This is a genomic window from Bradyrhizobium sp. LTSPM299, assembly GCF_000938235.1.
Taxonomy (GTDB): domain Bacteria; phylum Pseudomonadota; class Alphaproteobacteria; order Rhizobiales; family Xanthobacteraceae; genus Bradyrhizobium.
The window spans coordinates 274,181-296,013 of sequence record NZ_JYMU01000058.1 but is presented as its reverse complement, the minus strand read 5'-3'; the positions used below and the strand labels follow the sequence as shown (position 1 = coordinate 296,013).

General features: G+C 64.1%; 14 protein-coding genes. 4 read left to right on the top strand and 10 right to left on the bottom strand.

Annotation, left to right across the window (positions count from 1 at the left end; translation table 11 throughout):
- Positions 1-108 precede the first annotated feature (108 nt).
- From UP10_RS30405 to UP10_RS30395, 3 genes are all read right to left on the bottom strand, one after another.
- Complete coding sequence (locus UP10_RS30405) at positions 109-996, bottom strand: TauD/TfdA dioxygenase family protein (protein ID WP_044590852.1); 888 nt, start codon at positions 994-996, stop codon at positions 109-111.
- 70 nt (positions 997-1,066) lie between these two features.
- Positions 1,067-2,617: an AMP-binding protein gene (locus tag UP10_RS30400; protein WP_044590851.1), complete on the bottom strand. Its 1,551-nt coding sequence runs from the start codon at positions 2,615-2,617 to the stop codon at positions 1,067-1,069.
- Positions 2,618-2,634: 17 nt separating this feature from the next.
- Positions 2,635-3,789: an iron-containing alcohol dehydrogenase gene (locus UP10_RS30395; RefSeq protein ID WP_044590850.1), complete on the bottom strand. Its 1,155-nt coding sequence runs from the start codon at positions 3,787-3,789 to the stop codon at positions 2,635-2,637.
- 825 nt (positions 3,790-4,614) lie between these two features.
- Here UP10_RS30395 and UP10_RS30390 point away from each other — a divergent pair.
- Positions 4,615-4,917, top strand: coding sequence for a DUF6916 family protein (locus UP10_RS30390; protein ID WP_245321948.1), 303 nt, complete (start codon positions 4,615-4,617; stop codon positions 4,915-4,917).
- A 22-nt stretch (positions 4,918-4,939) separates the two neighbouring features.
- Here the strand turns inward: UP10_RS30390 and UP10_RS30385 are convergent, their stop codons facing one another.
- The 6 genes from UP10_RS30385 to UP10_RS44650 form a co-directional block, all read right to left on the bottom strand.
- Positions 4,940-5,503, bottom strand: coding sequence for a GNAT family N-acetyltransferase (locus UP10_RS30385; RefSeq protein WP_044590849.1), 564 nt, complete (start codon positions 5,501-5,503; stop codon positions 4,940-4,942).
- Between the two features lie 11 nt (positions 5,504-5,514).
- Positions 5,515-6,042, bottom strand: coding sequence for a phage tail protein (locus tag UP10_RS30380; protein WP_044590848.1), 528 nt, complete (start codon positions 6,040-6,042; stop codon positions 5,515-5,517).
- Positions 6,043-6,050: 8 nt separating this feature from the next.
- On the bottom strand, positions 6,051-6,539 hold the full coding sequence (locus UP10_RS30375; RefSeq protein ID WP_245321947.1) for a phage tail protein: 489 nt from the start codon (positions 6,537-6,539) through the stop codon (positions 6,051-6,053).
- A gap of 42 nt (positions 6,540-6,581) precedes the next feature.
- The gene (locus UP10_RS30370) at positions 6,582-7,079 is read right to left on the bottom strand and encodes a phage tail protein (RefSeq protein WP_044590846.1); all 498 of its coding nucleotides are present in this window, start codon (positions 7,077-7,079) and stop codon (positions 6,582-6,584) included.
- A gap of 348 nt (positions 7,080-7,427) precedes the next feature.
- Positions 7,428-14,714, bottom strand: coding sequence for a cadherin repeat domain-containing protein (locus UP10_RS30365; protein ID WP_044590845.1), 7,287 nt, complete (start codon positions 14,712-14,714; stop codon positions 7,428-7,430).
- Between the two features lie 71 nt (positions 14,715-14,785).
- The gene (locus UP10_RS44650) at positions 14,786-14,980 is read right to left on the bottom strand and encodes a hypothetical protein (protein ID WP_156180348.1); all 195 of its coding nucleotides are present in this window, start codon (positions 14,978-14,980) and stop codon (positions 14,786-14,788) included.
- 527 nt (positions 14,981-15,507) lie between these two features.
- Here UP10_RS44650 and UP10_RS30360 point away from each other — a divergent pair.
- The 3 genes from UP10_RS30360 to UP10_RS30350 all read left to right on the top strand — a co-directional run bounded on the left by UP10_RS30360 (position 15,508) and on the right by UP10_RS30350 (position 21,289).
- Complete coding sequence (locus tag UP10_RS30360; RefSeq protein WP_044590899.1) at positions 15,508-16,683, top strand: efflux RND transporter periplasmic adaptor subunit; 1,176 nt, start codon at positions 15,508-15,510, stop codon at positions 16,681-16,683.
- Positions 16,680-19,853: an efflux RND transporter permease subunit gene (locus UP10_RS30355; protein ID WP_044590844.1), complete on the top strand. Its 3,174-nt coding sequence runs from the start codon at positions 16,680-16,682 to the stop codon at positions 19,851-19,853. Before UP10_RS30360 ends, UP10_RS30355 begins: the two co-directional genes overlap by 4 nt.
- Before the next feature lie 245 nt (positions 19,854-20,098).
- Positions 20,099-21,289, top strand: coding sequence for an ABC transporter substrate-binding protein (locus UP10_RS30350; protein WP_156180371.1), 1,191 nt, complete (start codon positions 20,099-20,101; stop codon positions 21,287-21,289).
- Positions 21,290-21,419: 130 nt separating this feature from the next.
- On the opposite strand, the gene UP10_RS30345 is transcribed toward UP10_RS30350, so the two are convergent.
- Positions 21,420-21,812: an MAPEG family protein gene (locus UP10_RS30345; RefSeq protein ID WP_044590842.1), complete on the bottom strand. Its 393-nt coding sequence runs from the start codon at positions 21,810-21,812 to the stop codon at positions 21,420-21,422.
- Positions 21,813-21,833 lie beyond the last annotated feature (21 nt).

Sequence of the window (21,833 nt, the reverse complement as noted above, 5' to 3'; positions counted from 1 at the left end):
GGAACCGGTGGCTTGTTTTGCTATTCAGCGGTGAATGTCCTTCTCATCTCGGTGGCGCGGTTGATGGTCAGCGACAGTTTGTCGCCGACGCCGGTCTTCATCGTCTCGTCACTCCGCCGCCTGCGACGAGGGCGGGCTCATGCCGGGGACGCCGTCCGCATCGGTCGCCGAGATCGTGGTGCGGATCATCAGGCGGCCCTCATGCGCCGGCCACGGGCGGCCGCGATGCATGGTGGCGCGGTTGTCCCACATCACGACGTCGCCTTGCTTCCATTGATGCAGGTAGCTCACGCCGGGCGCGGTCGCCGCGGCCGTTAGCTCCTCGATCAGGGCCTTACCGGCCTCAGCATCCAGGCCCTCGACACCATACGCGTGCGAGGCGAGATAGAGTGCGCCGCGGCCGTTGACCGGATTGCGCCACACCATGCGCCAGCACACCGGCGGCAGCGCATCGACCTCCGCAACTGTTGCGAGCCCGTCGGCGACCTTGCTGCGCGAATGCGCATAGGAATGCCAGGCGAAGGAGTGTTCCAGCCGTTTTGCGGTGTCCTCGTCGAGCCGCTCGAAAGCAAGCCGCATCGAGACGAATTCGGTCTCGCCGCCATGCTCAGGGATAATCCGCGCTGACAGGATCGAGGTCAGTGCGGGCAACTGCTTGAAGGAAGAGTCGGTGTGCCAGAGCTGGTTCGCTCTCGCTCGCAATTGCTGCCGGTGATCCGATGGCACCACCTTGCCGTCGGGACCGAAAGTCGAGAGGATCACGAAGTGCGAGCCGGTGCCCATCGAGCCGACCTTGGTCACCTCAGGCGCGCCGAAGCGGCGTGAGAATGTGAGCTGGACATCATCGGTGACGTCCTGGTCACGAAATACCAGCACCGAATGTTCCTCGAACGCCGCGCGCACCGCCGCATAGGCGGCATCGTCGCTGGCGACATCGGCGAGCGTAACGCCGCGCAGTTCGGCGCCGAAACCCGGATCGAGCGGGATCACTTCCATCGGAGAATCCTCCTTTTTCTTGTTGTGATGAGCGTAGGGCAAAGTGATCTCTCAGGCAAACCACCACGCATCACACGATCCGCGAGGTCTTGTTACCCCAATAGCGGTCGCGCAGCAGGCGCTTGTAGAGTTTTCCGGTCGGCAATCGCGGCAGTTCGGCCTCGAAATCGACCGTGCGCGGCACCTTCTGGCGTGACAGCGACGTCGCGCAGAATGCGATCAGTTCCTCGGCGAGGTCCGGTCCCGGCGCGACGCCGTCGATCGGCTGCACCACCGCCTTCACCTCCTCGCCGAGATCGGCATTGGGTACGCCGAACACCGCGGCATCGGCGACTTTGGGATGGGTGATCAGCAGGTTCTCGCATTCCTGCGGATAGATGTTCACGCCGCCGGAGATGATCATGAAGGTGGCGCGGTCGGTGAGATAGAGGAAGTTGTCGTCGTCGACATAGCCGACGTCGCCGACCGTGCTCATGCTGCCGTCCGGCGAGCGGGACTCGGTGGTTTTGGCGGGTTCGTTGAAATATTCAAAGGCCGTCGCGGTTTTGAACCACACCGTGCCGGGTGTTCCCTTCGGGCAGGGCTGCATGTTCTCGTCGAGGATATGCAAATCGCCGAGCAGCACTCGGCCTACGGTGCCGCGATGCGCGAGCCATTCCTCGCTGTTGCAGGCGGTGAAGCCGAGGCCTTCGGTCGCCCCATAATATTCGTGGATGATCGGGCCCCACCATTTGATCATGTCGTCCTTCACCAGCGCCGGGCAGGGCGCCGCGGCATGGATCGCGATCTCGAGCGACGACAGATCGTAGCGGCGGCGCGCCTCCTCCGGCAGCTTCAGCATCCGCGAGAACATGGTCGGCACCAGCTGGCTGTGGGTGATGCCCCATTTTTGGATCAGTTCGAGGTAACGCTCGGGATCAAAGCTCTCCATGATGACGACGGTGCCGCCGATGCGGATGGTGAGATTGACCGCGGCCTGTGGCGCCGAATGGTAGAGCGGCGCCGGCGACAGATAGACCATGCCTTCACGGTAATGCCAGAGCTTGGTCAGGAAATCGAACAGCGGTAGGTTCTCTGATGGCGGCTGCTCCGGCAGCGGCCGCAGGATGCCCTTGGGCCGGCCGGTGGTGCCGGAGGAATAGAGCATCGCGGTGCCCGCGAACTCATCCGCGATCGGCGTACTCGGCAGGCCGGCAGTCGCTTCGTCCAGTCCAACGATGCGATCGCTTTCGCTCGGCGCGTCGACGACAATGCAGAGCTCGACGTCGGAGCACTCCTTCAGCGCCTCGCGCGCAATGTCGAGCTTCAGCTTCGAGGTGATCAGGATACGCGACTGGCTGTTGGTGAGGATATAGGCGAGTTCGCTCGCGGTGAGGAAGGAGTTGACGCAGGTGAAATACAGGCCGGAGCGCTCGCCGGCGCCGCAGGCCTCGAGGTAGCGGTTGTTGTTCTCCATGAAGATCGAGTAGTGGTCGAGCCGCTTCATCCCGCGCTTGCGGAACAGATGTGCGAGGCGGTTGTTGCGCGCCTCCAGCTCGCGATAGGTGACGATCTCGCCGGTCGCAGCCATGATGAAGGCGGGCTGCAGCGGACGCAGGTAGGCGTGTTTACCGGTGTACATCGAACCTCATTTCCCCCCTAGGCAGCCATCATCAGAATTTCACGCACCTGGGCCGGGCCGTCGATCTTGCGCGGATTGCGCGGCACCCAGGGTGTTCGCATCGCTTGCGCCGCGATACGTTCGAAATGTTCGGGGCCGACATGCACGTCCTGCAGGCTGCGCGGCATGCCGAGTTCGCGGATGAAGCGATCGAGCACGTCGCCGGCGTCTTCGCCCGGATGGCCCATCGCGGCCGCGACCAGCGCCTGGCGGTCGGCATTGTCGCGTTTGTTCCAACGCATCACCGAAGGCAGCATCACGCAGGACGTGTAGCCGTGCGGCACGTCGAATTCGGCGCCGAGCACGTAGCCGATGCCGTGGCTGGCGCCCATCGGCACGCCCGAGGCGAGCGGGCCGGTCGAAAGCCAGGTGCCGATCTGGCAGTCCATCCGCGCGGAAAGATCCTTCGGATTCGCCTTCACTCGCGGCAGGCCTTGGGCCAGCATTTCGAGGCCCTTCAGCGCCTGCGCGTCGCCGTAAGGGTGCGCCTCGCGCGAGCATATGCCCTCGACGCAATGGTCGACGGCGCGGATGCCGGTCGACAGAAACAGCCAGTCCGGCGTGTGCACCGAGAGTTCCGGATCGAGAATGGTGGCACGCGGCATTACCAGTGGATGGCGCAGCATCTCCTTTTGCCGCTTGACCTCGTTGGTGACGCCCGCGATCGAGGAGAATTCACCGCCGGCGATCGTGGTCGGCACGCTGATCTGGCGCACGACTGGCGCCTTCATCTCCGGCGAGACGCCGCCATGGGTCCTGATACCGTCGATGCCGTCTGATGTGGTGACGTTGTTGGCGAGGCAAAGCTGCACCGCCTTGGCGCCGTCGGTGACCGAGCCGCCGCCGATGGTGACGATCAGGTCGGCTTTGGCGGCGCGGGCCTGTTCGGTAGCTGATATGACGGCGGCGCGCGGCGTGTGTGCCGGCATGCGGTCGAAGGTGCCGACACAGCGGGTTCCGAGCGCGTGGCGGACCTTGTCGATCTCGTCGGTCTCGCGGTTCAGCGTGCCTGATACCATCAGGAAGGCACGTTGCGCGCCGAGTCGATCGAGCTGCTCTACGACGGCCTCGCGGGCGGGCCGTCCGAACACGACCTCGTCCATGGCGCCGAATACGACACGGCCTCGATGCACGCGCCTGTCCTCCCTTGTCTGGCCTGCCTTTGCCGGCGGCGGTTCCGGGCAGGTTAGCGGAGGAAATCCGGGCCGTCATCAGAGGTGGGGGGGTATGGTGCGGTTGACCCGGTCATTCCGCTGCTGTCGTCCCTGCGAAAGCAGGGACCCATAACCACAGGGTTGCGTTGTTGAAGTAAGTTGTGGCGCCAGCGTCGCGCAACAATGAACATTTGTGGCTATGGGTCCCGGGTCAAGCCCGGGACGACAGCGAAATTGTGGCGCGGCTGGTGAGTCATACGTTCGCCTTCTCGCGACATAATTTGTCCGAGCTTTGCATTTCGTTCCGCCCTCCTCAAACAGAGGCTGCAGGGAAAGCCGGGTGCCGATTGCACCCATGGGCCCGGTGCAACAGAAAGCACCGGGGTAGGACCACAGGTGTAACCGGGAACTCCGGCTTTCCCTGCGCGATGGTTTTACGGCTTATACGTGCTCTTCCCGGCGAGACTAGGCTTGCTTGTCACCGCCATCAGCGAGAGGCGTAGCCTCTTGCCGACAGGACACCTGCCACTGGGGCGTCAGGACCACACGACTTCACCGTCCGCCTCATGCGCTCTCGTCAATTGCGCATTCGGCGTCCACCGCATCCCGCCGCGCGTTCGTGACGTGCGCACGCCCCTCTCATCGGGCAGGACGGGATGATTCATACATCCGAGTTGCCATTCGTATAAACCGAAATATTTTTATCGCGTGGGATTGACAGGTTTTGACTGAGTTGCCCGTCGGATCATTTTGTCGCGCGCCACGGCATGCTACAGCTCGATGACAATGGAAGGAAGCATGGGCATGACTGCATCGGTGGATCTCGCGAAACTGCACATCGACGACTTCGCGCCGCACAAGGACGCCGTCTTCGAACTGCAGGCAACCGAGCGTGTCGTGCCGCTCAAGCTGACCAAGGTCGATCCGGCCGGCAACAGCGGGCGGCAGGGTGGTGCGTTCTCGCTGCTGTTCGCAGGCCCAAAAGACCACGTGTTGCCGCAGGCGATCTATCCGGTCCAGCACCCGGCGCTCGGTACGATGGAAATCTTCCTAGTCCCGATCGGTCCGCTTGCGGACGGCAACGGCTATCAGGCGATCTTTACCTAGAATCCTGTTTGACGCGTTTTCTTCACGCGAACCGGGGCCCACTTCGCTCGAAAACGCTATGAGCCGCCGCGCGCCAGCGCATCAGGTCGTAGACGCCCTTGTCTTCCTCGGTGACGAAGCCGAGCCGGCGGTAGAGCCGCATGGCGGGATTGAGTTTCTCGACATGGATCGACACGTCCTTGCCCGCCGCGGCCGCTTCATCGATCACGTCGTGGAGCAGCGCTTCGCCATATCCCTTGCCGCGATGCTGAGACAGGAAGGCGATATCGATGATGCGGTGCTGGCTCGGCCAGCGCTCGATATAGAGCCGGCCAATGTCCTCGTCGCCATGCCCGATCACCAGCCAGTCGGCGTTCGGATAATACTGCTGATAGTGCGCGTGCTGGGCACGGAATTGATGGTCGAGGAAGGCATCCTTGTCGGCCTGGCTCCACGGCACCGGAGCCAGCTCTTCGGCGCGCGTCGCGGCATAGATCTGGCTGAGGAACGGCAAATCGGCATCGGCGATGCGGCGAAAGCGGCAACCGCGCTCGGCCGCACGCGCCCAGCCGAACGGGGGTCCCGCTGTACCGGCCCCGTCACGCATCGAGGATGACCTCAGGTCCGTGGCGGGAAGACGCCCTGCAGCGCGATACAGAAATTGAGCGTGAGATAGGGCATCAGATTGTTGTGCGGCAGGCTGCCGCCGGCCGGCGTCAGCATGCCGTTGTTCATCGGCACAAGTGCCGGGGCAGGGCTGCCCGCGACATAAGCCGTCGCGTTGATCGATCGTGCGATTCCACGGGAAGAGTTTGGCGCACCCTGGTCACTCGGCAGGTTGACCGCCATCATGGAATGAGGGTGTGACGGCATCTCCGATTCGAGCAGCGTCACGGTATCGGAGCCGCTTTCCTGACCGAGGTCGTACAGCGAAAGGCCTGGGCCCTGGCCCGGCGCCATCGGCGAACTACCTTGCATGTCCGGCAGGGCAAAATTGCTCTTTCCGTCGCCGCCATAGGTGGTGCCCAGGAGCGAGAACAGCGCCGTGTTCTGCGAGAGCGGCAAGATCTGCCCGTCGCAGAACGCCCAGCCCTTCGGCGCAAAGTTGAACCCGAAAATACGAATCTCGGCCACGAACGGATCCATGACTGCTCCTAGGTCTGGCTCGGAAAGATACCAAACAGCGAAATGATGAAATTGATGCAGAGAGAGGGTTGAAGATTACTGTGCGGCTGGCTGCCGCCAACAGGTCCGATGACGGCCGGGTTCAGCGCGACCGTTGGCGCCTGCTGCTTGTAGAGCAGGATCGCGCCGCTCATCTGGTCGAGCACGTTGCCCTGCGGGTTCGAGGCCGTGCCGGTGTTCGTCGAGGCGAGCATCGGATGAGTGTGCGAGGGGATCAGCGGGACAGTGAGCGTGACTTCTTCGACGCCGCCGTTCTGCCCGATCGTGAACGAGGTGCTCGCGTTGCTGCCCATGTGGATCGGCAGGCGACCTCGCAGATCGGGCATCTGGAAGGTTTGTTGCCCGTCGCCGCCATAGGTTGTGCCGATCAGGTTGAACAGTGTGTCAAAGTCGGAAATCGGCAGCAGGCTGCCATCGCAGAATTGCCAGCCGGCCGGAGCGAAATTGCCGGCAAACATGCGTATTTCGCCGACATACGGTTGTGCCATCGGCTCTTGTCCTCAGGTTTGCGAGGGAAAAATGCCCTGCAGGGCGATGCTGAAATTGATGGTCAGGAAAGGCTGCATGTTCTGATGCGCCTGGCTGCCGCCCACATTGCTGATGGTGCCAGCGACGAGCGCGGTCGGCGCGGTGGGCGGGCTGTAGGCGTTGTTGACGGCGCCGAGAAAGTTGTCTGCCGGCAACGCCACAGCGCCATTGTTGTTTGTCGCGTTTGCGATGTGGGTATGCGTCGGCAACTCGGAAATCGAGAGCGTGTGCGCGTACTCGCCGCCCAGCTCGCCGAGCGTATGGCCACTGCCCATATGCATCGGGGCGCGGCCCTGCAGATTGGGCAGACCGAAATTGACGCGTCCGTCGCCGCCAAAGGTGGTGCCGAGAAGCGAGAACAGCGCCTGATTCTGGTTGATGGGGAGCAACTGCCCGTTGCAGAAGGCCCAGCCCTTCGGCGGGAAGTTGAATGACATCATGCGGATTTCCGCGATAAACGGCTCGGCCATCGGTCCTCCCGCAAACGATCTGTGTTCTCAGCGACTTAATGAATGAAACTGTCAGGCAATGTCTTCGTGCGATAACGAAACGCACGATAGCGTGTTTTCAAGTAAGTGCAACCTCAACGATAACCCGGCTTCGGTAATTTTTGTCCGATCGTCTGTCGCATGCTCCTTCTGCGGGTTCTGACGGCCACGGGATCGCTGATCACGGAAGCCGCGTCACGCTTTGCTCATTCGCAAATGCGCAGGGCGCACGCGGTGATCGGAGTTTCCGGGAGCGTGCGCGAACTCGGCCGCCTCAAACGAACAACGCCTGCCGAACGGGTTCGGCAGGCGTTGTTCGGAAATCCCGGATCAAACGATCAGGTCGTGGTGATAGCCGCCCAGGGATGGGGCGTGAGTATCGGTCGGCAAGGCTCCGACTCCAGCGGAGGGATCGCCGCTCAGTCCGATTTCGCTGTGCGCATTGTGCCAGCTCAGGACATCGGCCCAATCCCCTTGCGGCAAGGCAGAGCTGATCGGGCTTGCGACAGTGACGTGTTGCGCCGGTGCCGAGGTGAACGCCGAGAAGTCGAAACCGTCGCCTCCGATCAGGCCGACGGGCGTGACGTTGCTCGGCGGCGGTGGGGGCGACGCATCGGTGTGGGCGAACACGAAAGCCCCTCCCGCGATGCCACCGATCGAATGGCTGGTGTCGGCGGGCCCCCCCTGCGGCGGCGTTGGGGCTGCCGGCGCACCGCCCACATTGACCGGTGGCGCCGCCGTATTGCTGGCGATCGCCTGGAAGGCGGAGTTCGGCGCCCCACCGGTCTGCGCGACGTCAGCGGCGCTCGGCAGCCGGCGTTCGCCATCGACCAGATTGATATACATCAGGTCGCTGGAATGAGCCGGCGTCGTGTCATCAGGCAAGCCGACGACGTGGCCAAGCTCGTGCGACACCGCGGTCAGCAGGTCGAGATGTCCGGCCGCCGCGCTGGTCGGGTCCGCGAACAGGTCGGTCGCGGAGACGGTGTGTGCGAACTCGGAATTGCCCGAAGGCGTCGGATCGACGAACCAGCCGTGCCCTGCAGCGCTGGCGTCGATCGTAATGTGGTTGTTGGATTCCTCGGCCACGATGCTGCTGCCGAGATCGGCAACGCTGAACGTGGCGGCATGCATCGCGGCTAGCTGGCTCGCGGAGGCGCCGGCGGTCGCCCATTGCGCGATCGCCGTGGCGATAACCGAGTCGAGCTCCGACTGGGTCAGGTGCGTCTCGCCTGCGGTTGGCGAGGCCGCCGCGATGCCGCCCGCCGAGGCCATCATGAATTGTGCGCCGCCGAAATAGCCGCCGCCCGCGGCCTGGGTCGGATCGCCGAAGGCGAACACGGCCTGTCCGTTGGTGAAGGTGCCCGAATTGAGGCTGGCAACGTAGCTCTGCACGGCATTGAAGTCGTAGGGTGAGCCCGAATAGTTCGGGGTGCCGATCAGGCCGACCCGGGAGACGCCCTCCTGCTCCAGCGTGATGCCGGCGACCAGCGCACTCGAGGCATTGGAGCCCAGGTCGACATGGTTGCCGCTGATCGTGAGATTCATCTTGTTGTTGTCGCCGCCGGGCCCCGTCGCCGAGCCGGTCTGCACGTAGATGCCGGAGAACGAGTTGGCCTGGTCCAGCGTGTCGACGGTGTTGTTATCGACCGTCGCGGACATCGTGCCCGACGCGCCGTTGTGCAGCAGCAGATCGATGCCGCCCCGGCCTCCGACCACGCCGGAGACGTGGTTGTTAGTGATCGTGGTGTTCGAGTTTCCGGCACCGTCCTGGTAGACCGCGATGCCCTCGCCACCCGTCGAGCCGCTGCCGGCCACGCCTTGCGTGCCGATGGTGTTGGTGTCGATCGTGCCGGTAAACGATCCGCTGGTGCCGGTGCCCTTGGTGACGGCAAGATCGGCGCCGGCCGCGCCCTTGATGGTGTTATGGGCGATATCGTAGGTCAGGGTGACATTGTTCGCCGCGCCGCCGCCGCCGATCGTGATGCCGCCACCGCCTGACACGATGTTCTGGTTGGTGTTGCTGAAGTTATTGCCGAGCCCTGCGGTCGGGCCGCCGAGTACCAGGTCCGACGACACGGTGCCGAGCAGATTGAGCTGGAACATGTCGCCGCGCGCGGAAGTGACGGTCGAGTTCTGCACCGTGGCATTGAAGGTGCCGCCGGTCGCCTCGAACGCGATCGCGTCGTTGGAGGCGTTTCCGCTTGCCGAATTGGTCGCGAAGGTCGAGCCGGTGATGGTGATCCGGTTCAACGTCTGCGCGCCGTCGTTGAAGACGTGGAAGGCGTCATACGCCGCGCCGGTGAAGGTCGAGTTGGTGACCGTCGCCGAGCCGGACAGGCCGGTGAAGTAGACGTCGCCCTCGCCGATGCCGGCGACACTGGTACCGTTGGTGCCGGTCACCGTCGTGTTGCCGAGCGTGAAGCCGGTGACGTTGGTGCCTGAAATGCCGAAATTCTGGAAGTCGTGCATCGTCAGATAGGAGAGCTCAACGTCCTTGGTATTGTTCAGGTAGATGCCGCTGCCCTGCGTGGTGCTGCCGTCGACGCCACTCTTGCTGGCGATCGTGCCGCCACTGCCGGCCGTCGACCCGTCGCCTGTCACATGCAGGCCGCCATTGCCGGCCGCGGTGCCGGTGCCGGAAAGAATGATGCCGTCGTTCGAGCCGCCGCTCGAGGTGATGCTCTTGAACGTGAGATTGCCGGAACCGATCTGGGTGTTCTCGACGTCGAGGGCGGTGCCGGTGGTGGACGTAATGGTGTTGGCGGTGCCGGTGACGGTGAGGGTGCCGCCATGGGTGAAGCTCATGCCGGCGCCGCTCGCCGTCTTGATCGTGATGTCGGAGATCGCGACGGTGCCGACGCTGTTGCCGTCGTCGCTGATGCCGATGCCTGATGAGGCCGAGGTATCGATGCTGATGCCGGTGATGCTGTGGCCCGAGGTGCCAAGCAGGTCGACGCCGTTGTTGGCGCTGGTGACCTGGATCACGGGATCGGTGCCCGAACCGACATTGGCTGTGACCACCGCGCTGGTTACCGGATTGGTGAACTGTAGCGTGTGGCTGCCGCCGATCAAATTGACGCCGTTGGCGAGGTTGATGCCGTCGGCCTCGCTGTAGGTGCCGGTGCCGTGCTCCAGCACGACGTAGTCGCCGGAGCCCGCCGGGCTCGCCGCGTTGAAGGCGGCGATCGAGGTGTACGGATCGGCCTGGGTGCCGAGGTTGTGGCTCGTGGTCGCCGAATTGTCGATATAGAACACCTGCGGGACGACGCCGACATGGAAGGTGTGGGCGCCTGAGGTTTGCGGGCCGCCGGTGCCGGTGTTGCTGTTGTCGTTGACGTTCAGCGTCACGGTGTCCGAGCCGGTGAAGCCGTCGTCGCTGTTGTAGTTCAGCGTCGCCAGCGCGGTATTGACCTGCGCGACCGTGCCGGTGAGCGTCACTGTGTGGGTGTCGTTGTTGGTGAAGCTGGCGAGCCCCGTCGTGGTGAAGTTCAGCGCCGCGTGACCCGAGGAGATCGTCGCGGTGACGTTGCCGCTGCCGGCATCGACGTCGGCGACCGAAAGCCCCGAGATTGGGAGATCGGTGTGCGAAAACGCGGTGCCGACCGATGAATCCGCCGGGACGGCCGCGGTCGGCGCATCGTCGACCGCGGTGACGGTCCCGGTCGTGCTGGCCGAGCCGGTGTTGTTGTTGGGAGCGCCCGTGGCGCCGTCGTCGACCGCGGTCACGGTATAGGAGCGCGCGGTCTGGTCGGGATTCTCGCTGGTGTTGTTGAACTGGATGGCATCGAGCACGGCGTTGTAATGCGAGATCGTATCGGTGCCGGTGAGGGTGACGGTTTCGGTTGTGGCCGTGCTGCTGATGTCGAAGTGGATGCTGCCGATATCGCCGCTCGCGCCGGCATGGCCCGAGATCGACAGCGCATCCGAGGGCTTGAGGTCGTTCAGCACGAAGGTTGCGCTGGTCAGATTCGTGCTGTCGACGTCTGATATCGCGAGGCTGGGCGCAATCGTGATCGGGACCGAATTCGCGGCCGGCGTGCCGTTCGGCGGCTCGGTGAAGCCGGTGATCGCGCCGAATGTCACAACGGGCGGATCGTTGACCGGCGTGACGTGGATGGTCGCGGTCGAGAGGTTGCTCGGGAGCGTGCCGTCATCGACGCCGTAGCTGACGGTGCGATCGAGCCCGGACGGGTTGTCGCTCGAGTTGAAATAGGTGACCGAGTCGAGCGCGGCCGCGTAGTTCGCAACGCTGGACGAGCCCGTCAGGCTCAACGCGCCGGTCAGAGCGTTGTACGAGCCGTGGATGCCGTTCTGGTCGGTGAAGCCGAGCACATCCTCGCCAGAGACGAAGTTGCTGGAGATCGTCACCGTCGCGCTGACCATGTTGGCGTTGTCGACGTCTGATACCGTGACGGTCGGATCGATCGCGGTCGCGACCTGGTTCTCGAGATAGTTCAGCGGGCCGCTGGCGCCGGCTGACGTAACCGGCGCGTCGTCGACCGGCGTGACATGGATGGTGTCGGTGACGGCGGTGGAGTTGGCGGTGCCGTCATTGGCAATGATCGTGACGGTGCGGTCGAGCCCGGACGGATTGTCGCTGTTGTTGAAATAGGTCACCGAGGCCAGCGCGGCCTGGTAGTCCGCCACCGTGTCGCTGCCGCTCAGCGTCAGCGTGCCGGTCGCGGCGTTGAACGAGCCGGTGATGTGGGCGGTGTTGACGAAGCCGAGGATGTCCTGGCCGTTGGCGTAGTTGCCTGATATCTGCACCGTCGCCGATGCGAGCGTGGTGTTGTCGACGTCGGACACGGTGACCGCCGGGTCGATCTCGGTGGCGGGCTGGTTCTCGATGTAGCTAAGCGCGTGGCTGGCGACGACCACGGGCGGATCGTTGACCGGCGTGACGTTGATGGTGTCGGTGACGTGTGAGCTGTCGAGCGTGCCGTCATTGGCAATGATGGTGACGGTGCGCGCCGCGCCGGACGGGTTGTCGCTGGTGTTGAAGTAGGTCACGGAGTCCAGCGCGGCCTGATAATCGGCGACGGTGTCGCTGCCGGTCAGGGTCAGCGTGCCGGTGGCGGCGTCGAACGAGTGGGTGATATGGGCCGTGTCGGTGAAGCCGAGGATGTCCTCACCGTTGACGTAGCCGCCAGTGATCTGCACCGTCGCATGCGCGAGGTTGGCATTGTCGGAATCGGTGACCGTCAGTGCCGGATCGATCGCGGTCGCGGCCTGGTTTTCGGTATAGGCCAGGGTGTGGCCCGCGGTGACGCCCGGTGCGGCATCGATAACGACGGCGATGGTGAAGCTGTGCTGGCTATGCAGCGTGCCATCGCTGGAGTCGACCGTGATGTCGTAGGACGGATCGGCGACGTGGATCTTGCTGGGGTCGGCGAGCGTGACTTTGCCCGTGTTAGGATCGATGGTGAAGGCGCCGCCGGAGGTGTCGCCGACCAGCGAATAGGTCACGGCCGGGCCGTTGACGTCGGTCGAGGACGCGGTGATGCCGACATAGGTGCCGGCCGGCGCGCTGACCGCGACCTGGTCGACGGAGGCATCGCTGTCGACCGGGGTCGACGGCGCGACGTCGGTGACACCGATGGTGAAGATCTGCGAACTCGTGTCCGTGCCGTCGCTGGCCGTCGCCGTGACGGTGTAGGTGTGGCCAGGCGCCGTGCTCTCGAAATCGATCTTGGTGCTGTCGGCGACGGTGACGACGCCGGTCGTGGCATTGATGGTGAAGCCGCCGCCCGAGGTGTCGCCGGTCAGCGAATAGGTCACGGCAGGGCCGTTGACGTCGGTCGAATGCGCGGTGACGCCAACGGTCGAGCCGTTGGCGGCGCCTTCCGTAATCGTGTTGGCGGAGGCGTCGCTATCGGTGGGTGTCGACGGCGCGGCGTCGGTGACGGCGATGGTGAAGGTCTGCGAGTTCGTCAGCGTGCCGTCGCTGGCCTGCGCGGTGACGGTGTAGGCATGGCCGGGCGAGCTTTCGTAGTCGATCTTGGTGCTGTCGGCGACGGTGACGACGCCGGTGGCGGCATTGATGGTGAAGCCGCCGCCCGAGGTGTCGCCGACCAGCGAATAGGTCACGGGGGGCCCGTTGACGTCGGTCGAATGCGCGGTGATGCCGACGGCGGAGCCGTTGGCGGCGCCCTCGATGACCGCGTTGATGGAGGCGTCGCTGTCGACCGGCGCCGACGGCGCGACATCGGTGACGGCGATGGTGAAGGTCTGCGAGTTCGTCAGCGTCCCGTCGCTGGCCTGCGCGGTAACGGTGTAGGCGTGGCCGGGCGCGGTTTCGTAGTCGATCTTGGTGGCATCGGCGACGGTGACGACGCCGGTCGCTGCATTGATGGTGAAGCCGCCACCGGAGGTGTCGCCGGTCAGCGAATAGGTCACGGCCGGGCCGTTGACGTCGGTCGAATGCGCGGTGATGCCGACGGTTGAACCGTTGGCGGCGCCTTCGACCACGGTGTTGGCGGAGGCGTCGCTGTCAGTCGGCGCCGATGGCGCGACATCGGTGACGGCGACAGTGAAGGTATGCGACGTGGTGGTCGCGCCATTCACCGCCTGCACCGTGACATCGTAGCTGTGACCCGCGCCGCTGGTCTCGTAGTCGATCTTGGTCGGATCGGCGACGCTGACCACGCCGGTGTTCGGATCGATCTTGAAGCCGCCGCCCGAGGTATCGCCGACCAGCGAATAAGTGGTCGCCGGACCATTGGGATCGGTCGCCACCGCTGTAATACCGACCAGCGTGTTGACGGCTGCACCTTCGGCGACGCTGTTGGGCGCGGCATTGCTGTCGGTCGGCGCGCCGATCGGCACATCGCTGACGGCGATGGTGAAATTCTGCGAACTCGACAGCGTGCCATCGCTGGCGTGCACCGTGATCGTATAGGCGTGCCCGGGCGCGCTCTCGTAGTCGATTTTGCTGCCGTCGGCGACGGTGACGATTCCGGTGTGCGGGTCGATCTTGAAGCCGCCGCCGGAGCTGTCGGCGGCGAGCGAATAGGTCACGGTGCCGCCGTTGACGTCGGTTGAATGCGCGGTAATGCCGACCAGCGTGCCGGCGGCCGCACCTTCGGCGATCGTGTTGGCGGCCGCATTGCTGTCGGTCGGTGCCACCGGGGCGACGTCGTTGACCGCGATCGTGAAATTCTGCCACGAGGTGAGAATGCCGTCATTGGCCAGCACCGTGACCGTGTAGGCGTGGCCCGCGCTGCTCTCGAAATCGATCTTGGTCGGATCTGCGACCGTGACCACACCGGTGGTCGCGTCGATCTTGAAGCCGCCGCCGGAGGAATCCCCCGTCAGCGAATAGGTGACGGGATTGCCGGCCGAACTGGTCGCCGACACCGTGAGGTTGACGGCTGTGTTGGCAGCCGCGCCCTCGAGCACGCTGTTGGCGGCGGAATTGGTATCCAGCGGCGTCGACAGTGAGGCGCTCACCGGCGGCCAGGGGGTGCCGGGAGGACAGCCGAGATAGAGATATTGCAGGCCGTATTGTGCGGCGAACGCCGTGGCGGCGCCGTCGAGGACGATATTTCCTGCCGAATCGAGATGAAGTTCCGGTCGGGTTAAACCACCGATTGTATAGGCAGGTATGGTCGTCATGGTCACTCCTGCAACCGGTCAGAAACCGGTCAATAACTACGCTTGTCGGAAATGATGACGTGTGAACCCGTTCACACGTCGAGGTTGATCGTCAGTGCTTTGTGCAGGGGGCTGTTTGGGTTGGCCGGAAACACGAGCAGGCCGCGCCGTCGGCGCAAATACGCCAGCCAGTTGAAATGCACTTGCCATAACGCAGTCGCCTCACTCACGCCGCGACTGAAACCCATTGAATGTTCAAGAAAAACGCGGCGGCCAACAAAATTCACTCTTTGGCAACCATGACCGTATGGGCGATGCGTCCATGTGTCAATGTATGTCCGGATGAAGGCCTGCCGGTAACCTTGATGGGTTCTCCGCACCGGGAGGTAGAGTGCTTCAATCGGCCGCATGCTGGCGCCCGTCGCTCAATATCCTTTGCGGCGCACACGAGGATCGATGTGATGTGACAGACGTGTGTCACGCGCTCGCCTTGTGATTGTTCCACGATGGAGCAAGGTGGTGATTTATCGGCTCGATGGGTCAGCGATCCTGATCATTCCAATCGATCTCGCCGCACGAGCAGGGTCTAAGACTTTCAGACTGCGCAACAATTTTGCTTGATCCGGCGGGCGTCTTGAACAGACTGGGGGGCGGTCACATCTGTGACGTCCGCCGCGGCGATGTTACGGCGACCTACCTTGAGTCAAATCACTGCAATTTCAATCGCGACGGTCGAGTCCTTGGGGAGACGGAATTGAGTGTGACTGGCAGAACAGAGTATCCGGCTCCGGCGAACGGCCTCGATCGCCACGCGCTGCGCAGCCTCGTGTGGCGCGGTGTTGCGCCGATCGGTCTTGTCTTCGCGCTGGCGCTTGGCGGCTGCGATGACAAGGCACAATCGCAGGCAGCCGCGCCTCCGCCGCCGCCCGTGACGGTCGCGCAGCCGGTCAAGCGCACGGTCACCGATTGGGATGAGTTCACCGGCCGCTTCGATGCGATCGAGGAGGTCCAGATCCGCGCGCGCGTCGGCGGCTTCGTCAACAGCGTCGAGTTCAAGGACGGTGCGATCGTCCATGCCGGCGATCTGCTTTACACCATCGATCCGCGCCCGTTCGAGGCCGTCGCGCAGCAGGCCGAAGGCCAGCTCGCCGACGCACGCGCCAAGGGGGAACTCGCCAAGCGCGATCTCGAGCGCGGCCTGAGCCTGGTGCAGACCAGCGCGGTCTCGGAACAAGTCGTCGACCAGCGCCGCCAGGCGTTGCAGGCAGCGCGCGCCGCCGAGACTCAGGCCGAGGGCGTGCTGAAGGCCGCCCAGCTCAATATCGAATTCGCGCATGTGATCGCGCCGATCACCGGCCGCGTCAGCCGGCATCTGGTAACGCCCGGCAACCTCGTGCAAGGCAGCGAGAGCGGCGCGACGCTGCTGACCTCGATCGTGTCGCTCGATCCGATCTACATCTATTTCGACGTCGACGAAGCGACCTATCAGCGCAACAGCAAGCTCTGGTTCGAAGGCAGGCGTCCGAGCTCGCGGGACACCGCCAATCCGGTGCAGGTGACGCTGACCGGCGAAACCAAGCCCTCGCATGAGGGCAAGATGGACTTCCTCGACAACCGCCTGGATGTCTCGACCGCGACGCTGCGCAGCCGCGCGATCATCCCCAACAGCGATCTCTCGATCCTGCCCGGCCAGTTCGGCCGGGTCCGGATCATCGGCTCCGCGCCCTACGAGGCGCTGCTGATCCCCGACACCGCCGTTGCCACCGACCAGTCGCGCAAGATCGTGTTCGTGGTCAAGGACGACAATACCGTGGAGGCCAGGCCGGTCGTGCTCGGGCCGCTCGACGACGGCCTGCGGGTGATCCGCGAAGGCCTCAAGGCGGAAGATCACGTGATCGTCGATGGCCTGCAGCGCGCCCGCGTCGGCGCCAAGGTGACCCCGCAACTCGCTAAGGGATCTGAAAAGGCACCGGCAGGTGCCAAGCCATGAATCTCGGCAGGCTTTCCATCAACCAGCCCATCCTCGCGATGGTGCTGTCGATCGTGCTGCTGATCGTCGGCGCGATCGCCTACACCACGTTGCCGGTCTCGGAATATCCGCAGGTGGTGCCGCCGACCGTCACCGTCACCACGCAATATCCAGGTGCCTCCGCGCAAACCGTGTCCGACACCGTCGCTGCCCCGATCGAGCAGCAGATCAACGGCGTCGAGGACATGCTGTATCTCTACAGCCAGGCGACCTCGAACGGGCAATTGACCATCACCGTCACCTTCAAGCTCGGCACCGATCTCGACAAGGCCCAAGTGCTGGTGCAGAACCGCGTTGCGATCGCGCAGCCGCAGCTGCCCGAGGAGGTGCAACGCAACGGCGTCGTCACGCAGAAGAACTCGCCCGACATCCTGCTCGTGGTGTTCATGCTGTCGCCGGACGATACGTTCGACCAGCTCTACATCTCGAACTATTCCCTGCTGCAGGTGCGCGACCAGCTGCTGCGGCTCGATGGTATCGGCGACATCACGATCTTCGGCGCTCGCGACTATTCGATGCGGCTGTGGCTCGACCCCGACAAGATCGCCAATCTCGGCATGACCTCGGGCGATGTGATCTCGGCGGTCCGGGCCCAGAACCTGCAGATCGCCGGCGGCCAGATCGCCGAGCCGCCGATCGCGGACCGCGCCTTTTCGCCGAACCTCGCCTTTACCGGCCGGCTCAAGGATGTCTCGCAATTCGAGAATATCGTGGTCAAGGCCGGCAGCGACGGCCGCACCGTGCGGCTGCGCGACGTCGCCCGGATCGAACTCGGCGCACTGGCCTATAGCACCAACAGCTTCCTGTTGAAGAAGTCGGCGGTGGCGATGCTGGTGACGCAGCGGCCGGGCTCGAATGCGCTGGCGACCTCCAAGGGCATCTATGACACCATGGCGAAGCTCAAGACGAGCTTCCCCAAGGGCCTCGACTACAACATCGGCTACAACCCGACGGAGTTCATTGCCCAGTCGATCCACGAGCTGATCAAGACCATCTATGAGGCGATGATCCTGGTGGTCGTGGTGGTGCTGGTGTTCCTGCAGGGCTGGCGGCCCGCAATCATCCCGATTATCGCGATCCCGGTGTCGCTGGTCGGCACCTTCGCGGTGATGGCCGCGCTCGGCTTCGGCATCAACAACCTCACTTTGTTCGGTCTCGTACTTGCCGTCGGCATCGTGGTCGACGACGCCATCGTGGTGGTCGAGAATGTCGAGCGACATCTCGAACATGGCCTGAGCCGGCGCGATGCCGCGCTCAAGACTATGGAGGAGGTCGGCGGCGCGCTGGTCTCGATCGCACTGGTACTGTGCGCGGTGTTCGTGCCGACGGCCTTCCTCGGCGGCATCTCCGGGCAGTTCTTCCAGCAATTCGCGGTCACGATCGCGGTCGCGACCGCGATCTCCTGCTTCTGCTCGCTGACGTTGTCGCCGGCACTGGCCTCGATGATCCTGGTTCCGCATGAGGACAAGCGACCGCCGGCGCGATGGAACGTGCTCGCGCGCGGCTGGTCTGCCTTTACCGGCGTGTTCAATCGCGTGTTCGATCGGTTGGCGCACGGTTATGGCGCCACCGCGTCATTTGTGATCCGCCACTCGGTGGTGATGCTGCTGCTTTATGTGGTCCTGATCGGCAGTGCCGGCTGGCTGCTCGCCACCACGCCTCAAGGCTTTATTCCCGCGCAGGACCGCGGCTACGTCATCGTGTCGGTGCAACTGCCCGGCGCGGCGTCGCTGACCCGCACCACCGAGGTTGTCCGCGAGATCGAGCGGATCGCGCTCGAGGTGCCCGGCGTGGTCCGCGTGCCGTCGTTTGCCGGCTTCTCCGGCGCGACGCGGACGCAGGCGAGCAACGCTGCGGCGCTGTTCCCGGTGTTCGACGAGCCGGAACTGCGGGCCAAGAAGGGGCAGAGCGCGACCTTGATCACCAACGAGCTGCGCAAGCGGCTGTCGGCAATCCAGGGCGCCTTCATCATCGTGATCCCGCCGCCCGCGGTGCCCGGCATCGGCACCGGCGGCGGCTTCGCGATGCGGATCCAGGACCGTCAGGGCCGCGGGTCGCAACTGCTTGCCTCCGCCACCGACGAACTCGTCGGCGCCGCGCGCAAGGCGCCGGGACTGACGTCGGTGTTCTCGCCCTACACCGCCAACACCCCGCAGGTGTTCGTCGATATCGACCGCGTCAAGGCGCAGAAGCTCGGCGTTCCCATCGCCAATGTCACCGACACGATCGAGACCTATTTCGGCTCGACCTATGTCAACGACTTCAACCTGTTCGGGCGCACCTATCACGTCACCGCGCAGGCCGATCTGCCGTTCCGCAAGGAGACCACCGACCTGGCGCGGCTGCGCACCCGCAACGCCAATGGCGACATGGTGATGCTCGGCAGCGTCGTGGACTTCAAGGACATCTCGGGCCCCGACCGCGTCGCGCGCTACAACCTCTATCCAGCCTCCGAGCTGCAGGGCGACACGCTGCCCGGCACCAGTTCGGCGACCGCGATCGACATCATGAAGCGGTTGGCCGACGAAACGCTGCCAAGCGGCTTCGCCTATGACTGGACCGACCTGTCCTATCAGCAGGTCAACGGCGCCAGTGCCGGCCTCTACGTATTTCCGATCTGCGTGCTGTTCGTCTTTCTCGTGCTGGCTGCGCAATATGGCAGTTGGACGCTGCCTTTCGCCGTGATCCTGATCGTGCCGATGTGCCTGTTCGCAGCCACCATCGGCGTTCGCATCATGGGGCAGGACGTCAACATCCTGACCCAGATCGGCTTCGTGGTGCTGGTGGGGCTGGCCGCCAAGAATGCCATCCTGATCGTCGAGTTCGCGCGCGATATCGAGTTGGAGGGCAAGCCGCGGCTGGAGGCGGTGATCGAAGCCTGTCGCTTGCGCCTGCGGCCGATCCTGATGACGTCGTTCGCCTTCATCCTCGGCGTGCTGCCGTTGGTGGTGTCGACCGGCTCAGGCTCGGAAATGCGCCAGGCCGTCGGCGTCGCCGTGTTCTTCGGCATGCTCGGCGTGACGCTGTTCGGCCTGGTCTTCACCCCGATCTTCTACATGGTGGTGCGCAACCTGGCCGAGGGGAAGAACGAGGCGAAGCCGGTTGAGACGACGGCGTCCGCGGCGGGGTGAGGTTGCCCGCGGACCTCTCCACCGTCATTCCGGGGCGCGCGAAGCGCGAGCCCGGAATCCATCAGGCCACGCGCTCTGCGGAGAAATGGATTCCGGGCTCGCGCCAAGAGGCGCGCCCCGGAATGACGAGGCAAGCCCATACCTTTGACTGATCGGAAATAGATGGGCAGACGCAGGGTTATAAAATAACGTCACGCCGATTTTTCCTGATAGAAACTGCTGGGAGAACATAAATGAAATCGGGATTGTTGTCGGGATTTCTGGCCGCCGTTGCTGCGTGCAGCCTGTTGCTTGCGGTGCCGGCGTCGGCGCAAGGCGTCAAGATCGGTGTCCTCAACGATCAGTCCGGCGTTTACGCCGATTACGGCGGCAAATATTCGGTCGAAGCCGCCAGGATGGCGATCGAGGATTTCGGCGGCGAGGTGCTTGGCCAGAAGGTCGAGTTGGTCACCGCCGATCACCAGAACAAGCCGGATCTCGCCTCTGCGATCGCGCGCCGCTGGTATGACGCCGATGGCGTCGACATGATCACCGAGCTGACGGCGTCGTCGGTGGCGCTGGCGGTCCAGGATCTGTCGAAGGAAAAGAAGAAGATCGACATCGTGGTCGCCGCGGCGACGTCCGCCATCACGGGCAGCGCCTGCTCGCCCTATGGCTTCCACTGGGCCTTCGACACCCATGCGCTTGCAGTCGGCACCGGCGGCGCGCTGGTGAAGGCGGGCGGCGACACGTGGTTCTTCCTCACCGCCGACTATGCGTTCGGCTACGCGCTGGAAAAGGACACCAGCGAGATCGTCACCGCCGCCGGCGGCAAGGTGCTCGGATCGGTCCGTGTGCCGCTGAACTCGTCGGACTTCTCATCCTTCCTGCTGCAGGCGCAGAGCTCGAAGGCGAAGATCGTCGGTCTCGCCAATGCCGGCCAGGACACCACCAACTCGATCAAGCAGGCCGCCGAATTCGGCATCGTCAAGCAGGGCCAGAAGCTCGCCGGCCTGCTGATGACGCTCGCCGAGGTTCACGGGCTCGGGCTCGAGGCGGCGCAGGGCCTGGTGCTGACCGAGGGGTTCTATTGGGACCATGACGACAAGAGCCGCGCCTTCTCCGAGCGCTTCTTCAAGCGCACCGGGCGGATGCCGAGCATGATCCATGCCGGCACCTATTCGGCGACGCTGAGCTATCTGAAGGCAGTGAAGGCCGCCGGTACCAAGGACACCGAAGCTGTAACCAGGAAGCTGAAGGAGCTTCCGGTCGACGACGCCTTCGCGCAGGGCAAGGTGCTGGAGAACGGCCGCATGGTGCACGACATGTATCTTTTCGAGGTCAAGAAGCCCTCGGAGTCGAAGAAGCCGTTTGATTACTACAAGCAACTCGCCGTGATACCCGGCGATCAAGCTTTTCCCAGCGCCAAGGACAGCGGCTGCCCGCTGACGAAGTAAAGTGAAGCGTCATTCCGGGGCGATGCGAAGCATCGAACCCGGAATCTCGAGATTCCGGGTTCGGTCCTACGGACCGCCCCGGAATGACGTGCGAGAGATTATCTTCGCGGGTCGTAAATTTTGGGCGGCGTCAGCCGTGCACCAACCGCCATACCGCGCCGCCGATCGCCCCGATCCACAGCGCCACGACCGCAAGCCCCTGGATGGCGAATCCCCTGCCACGCTTTGCCACCGCCTCGCGATAGCCGATGAAGTAGACGATGCGGCCGATGATCCAGATCGCGCCGAGTGCCGCCGCGGCAGCGTCGCCAACGTAGATCGCGAACAGCCAGAGTGATGGCAGGAAGGCCGGCATCCATTCCAGCGTGTTCATCTGAATGCGGTAGATGCGCTCGAAATCCGGATTGCCCGTGGTCGCCGGCAGCTTGACGCCGTAACGCACGCGGGCGCGCGACACCTCGGTCGAGGTGAACAGATAGAACGCGATCGCAAGGCAGGTGATGATGGCCGTGGTGTGGTACATGTCAGGCGCCCCTCGTTGTTG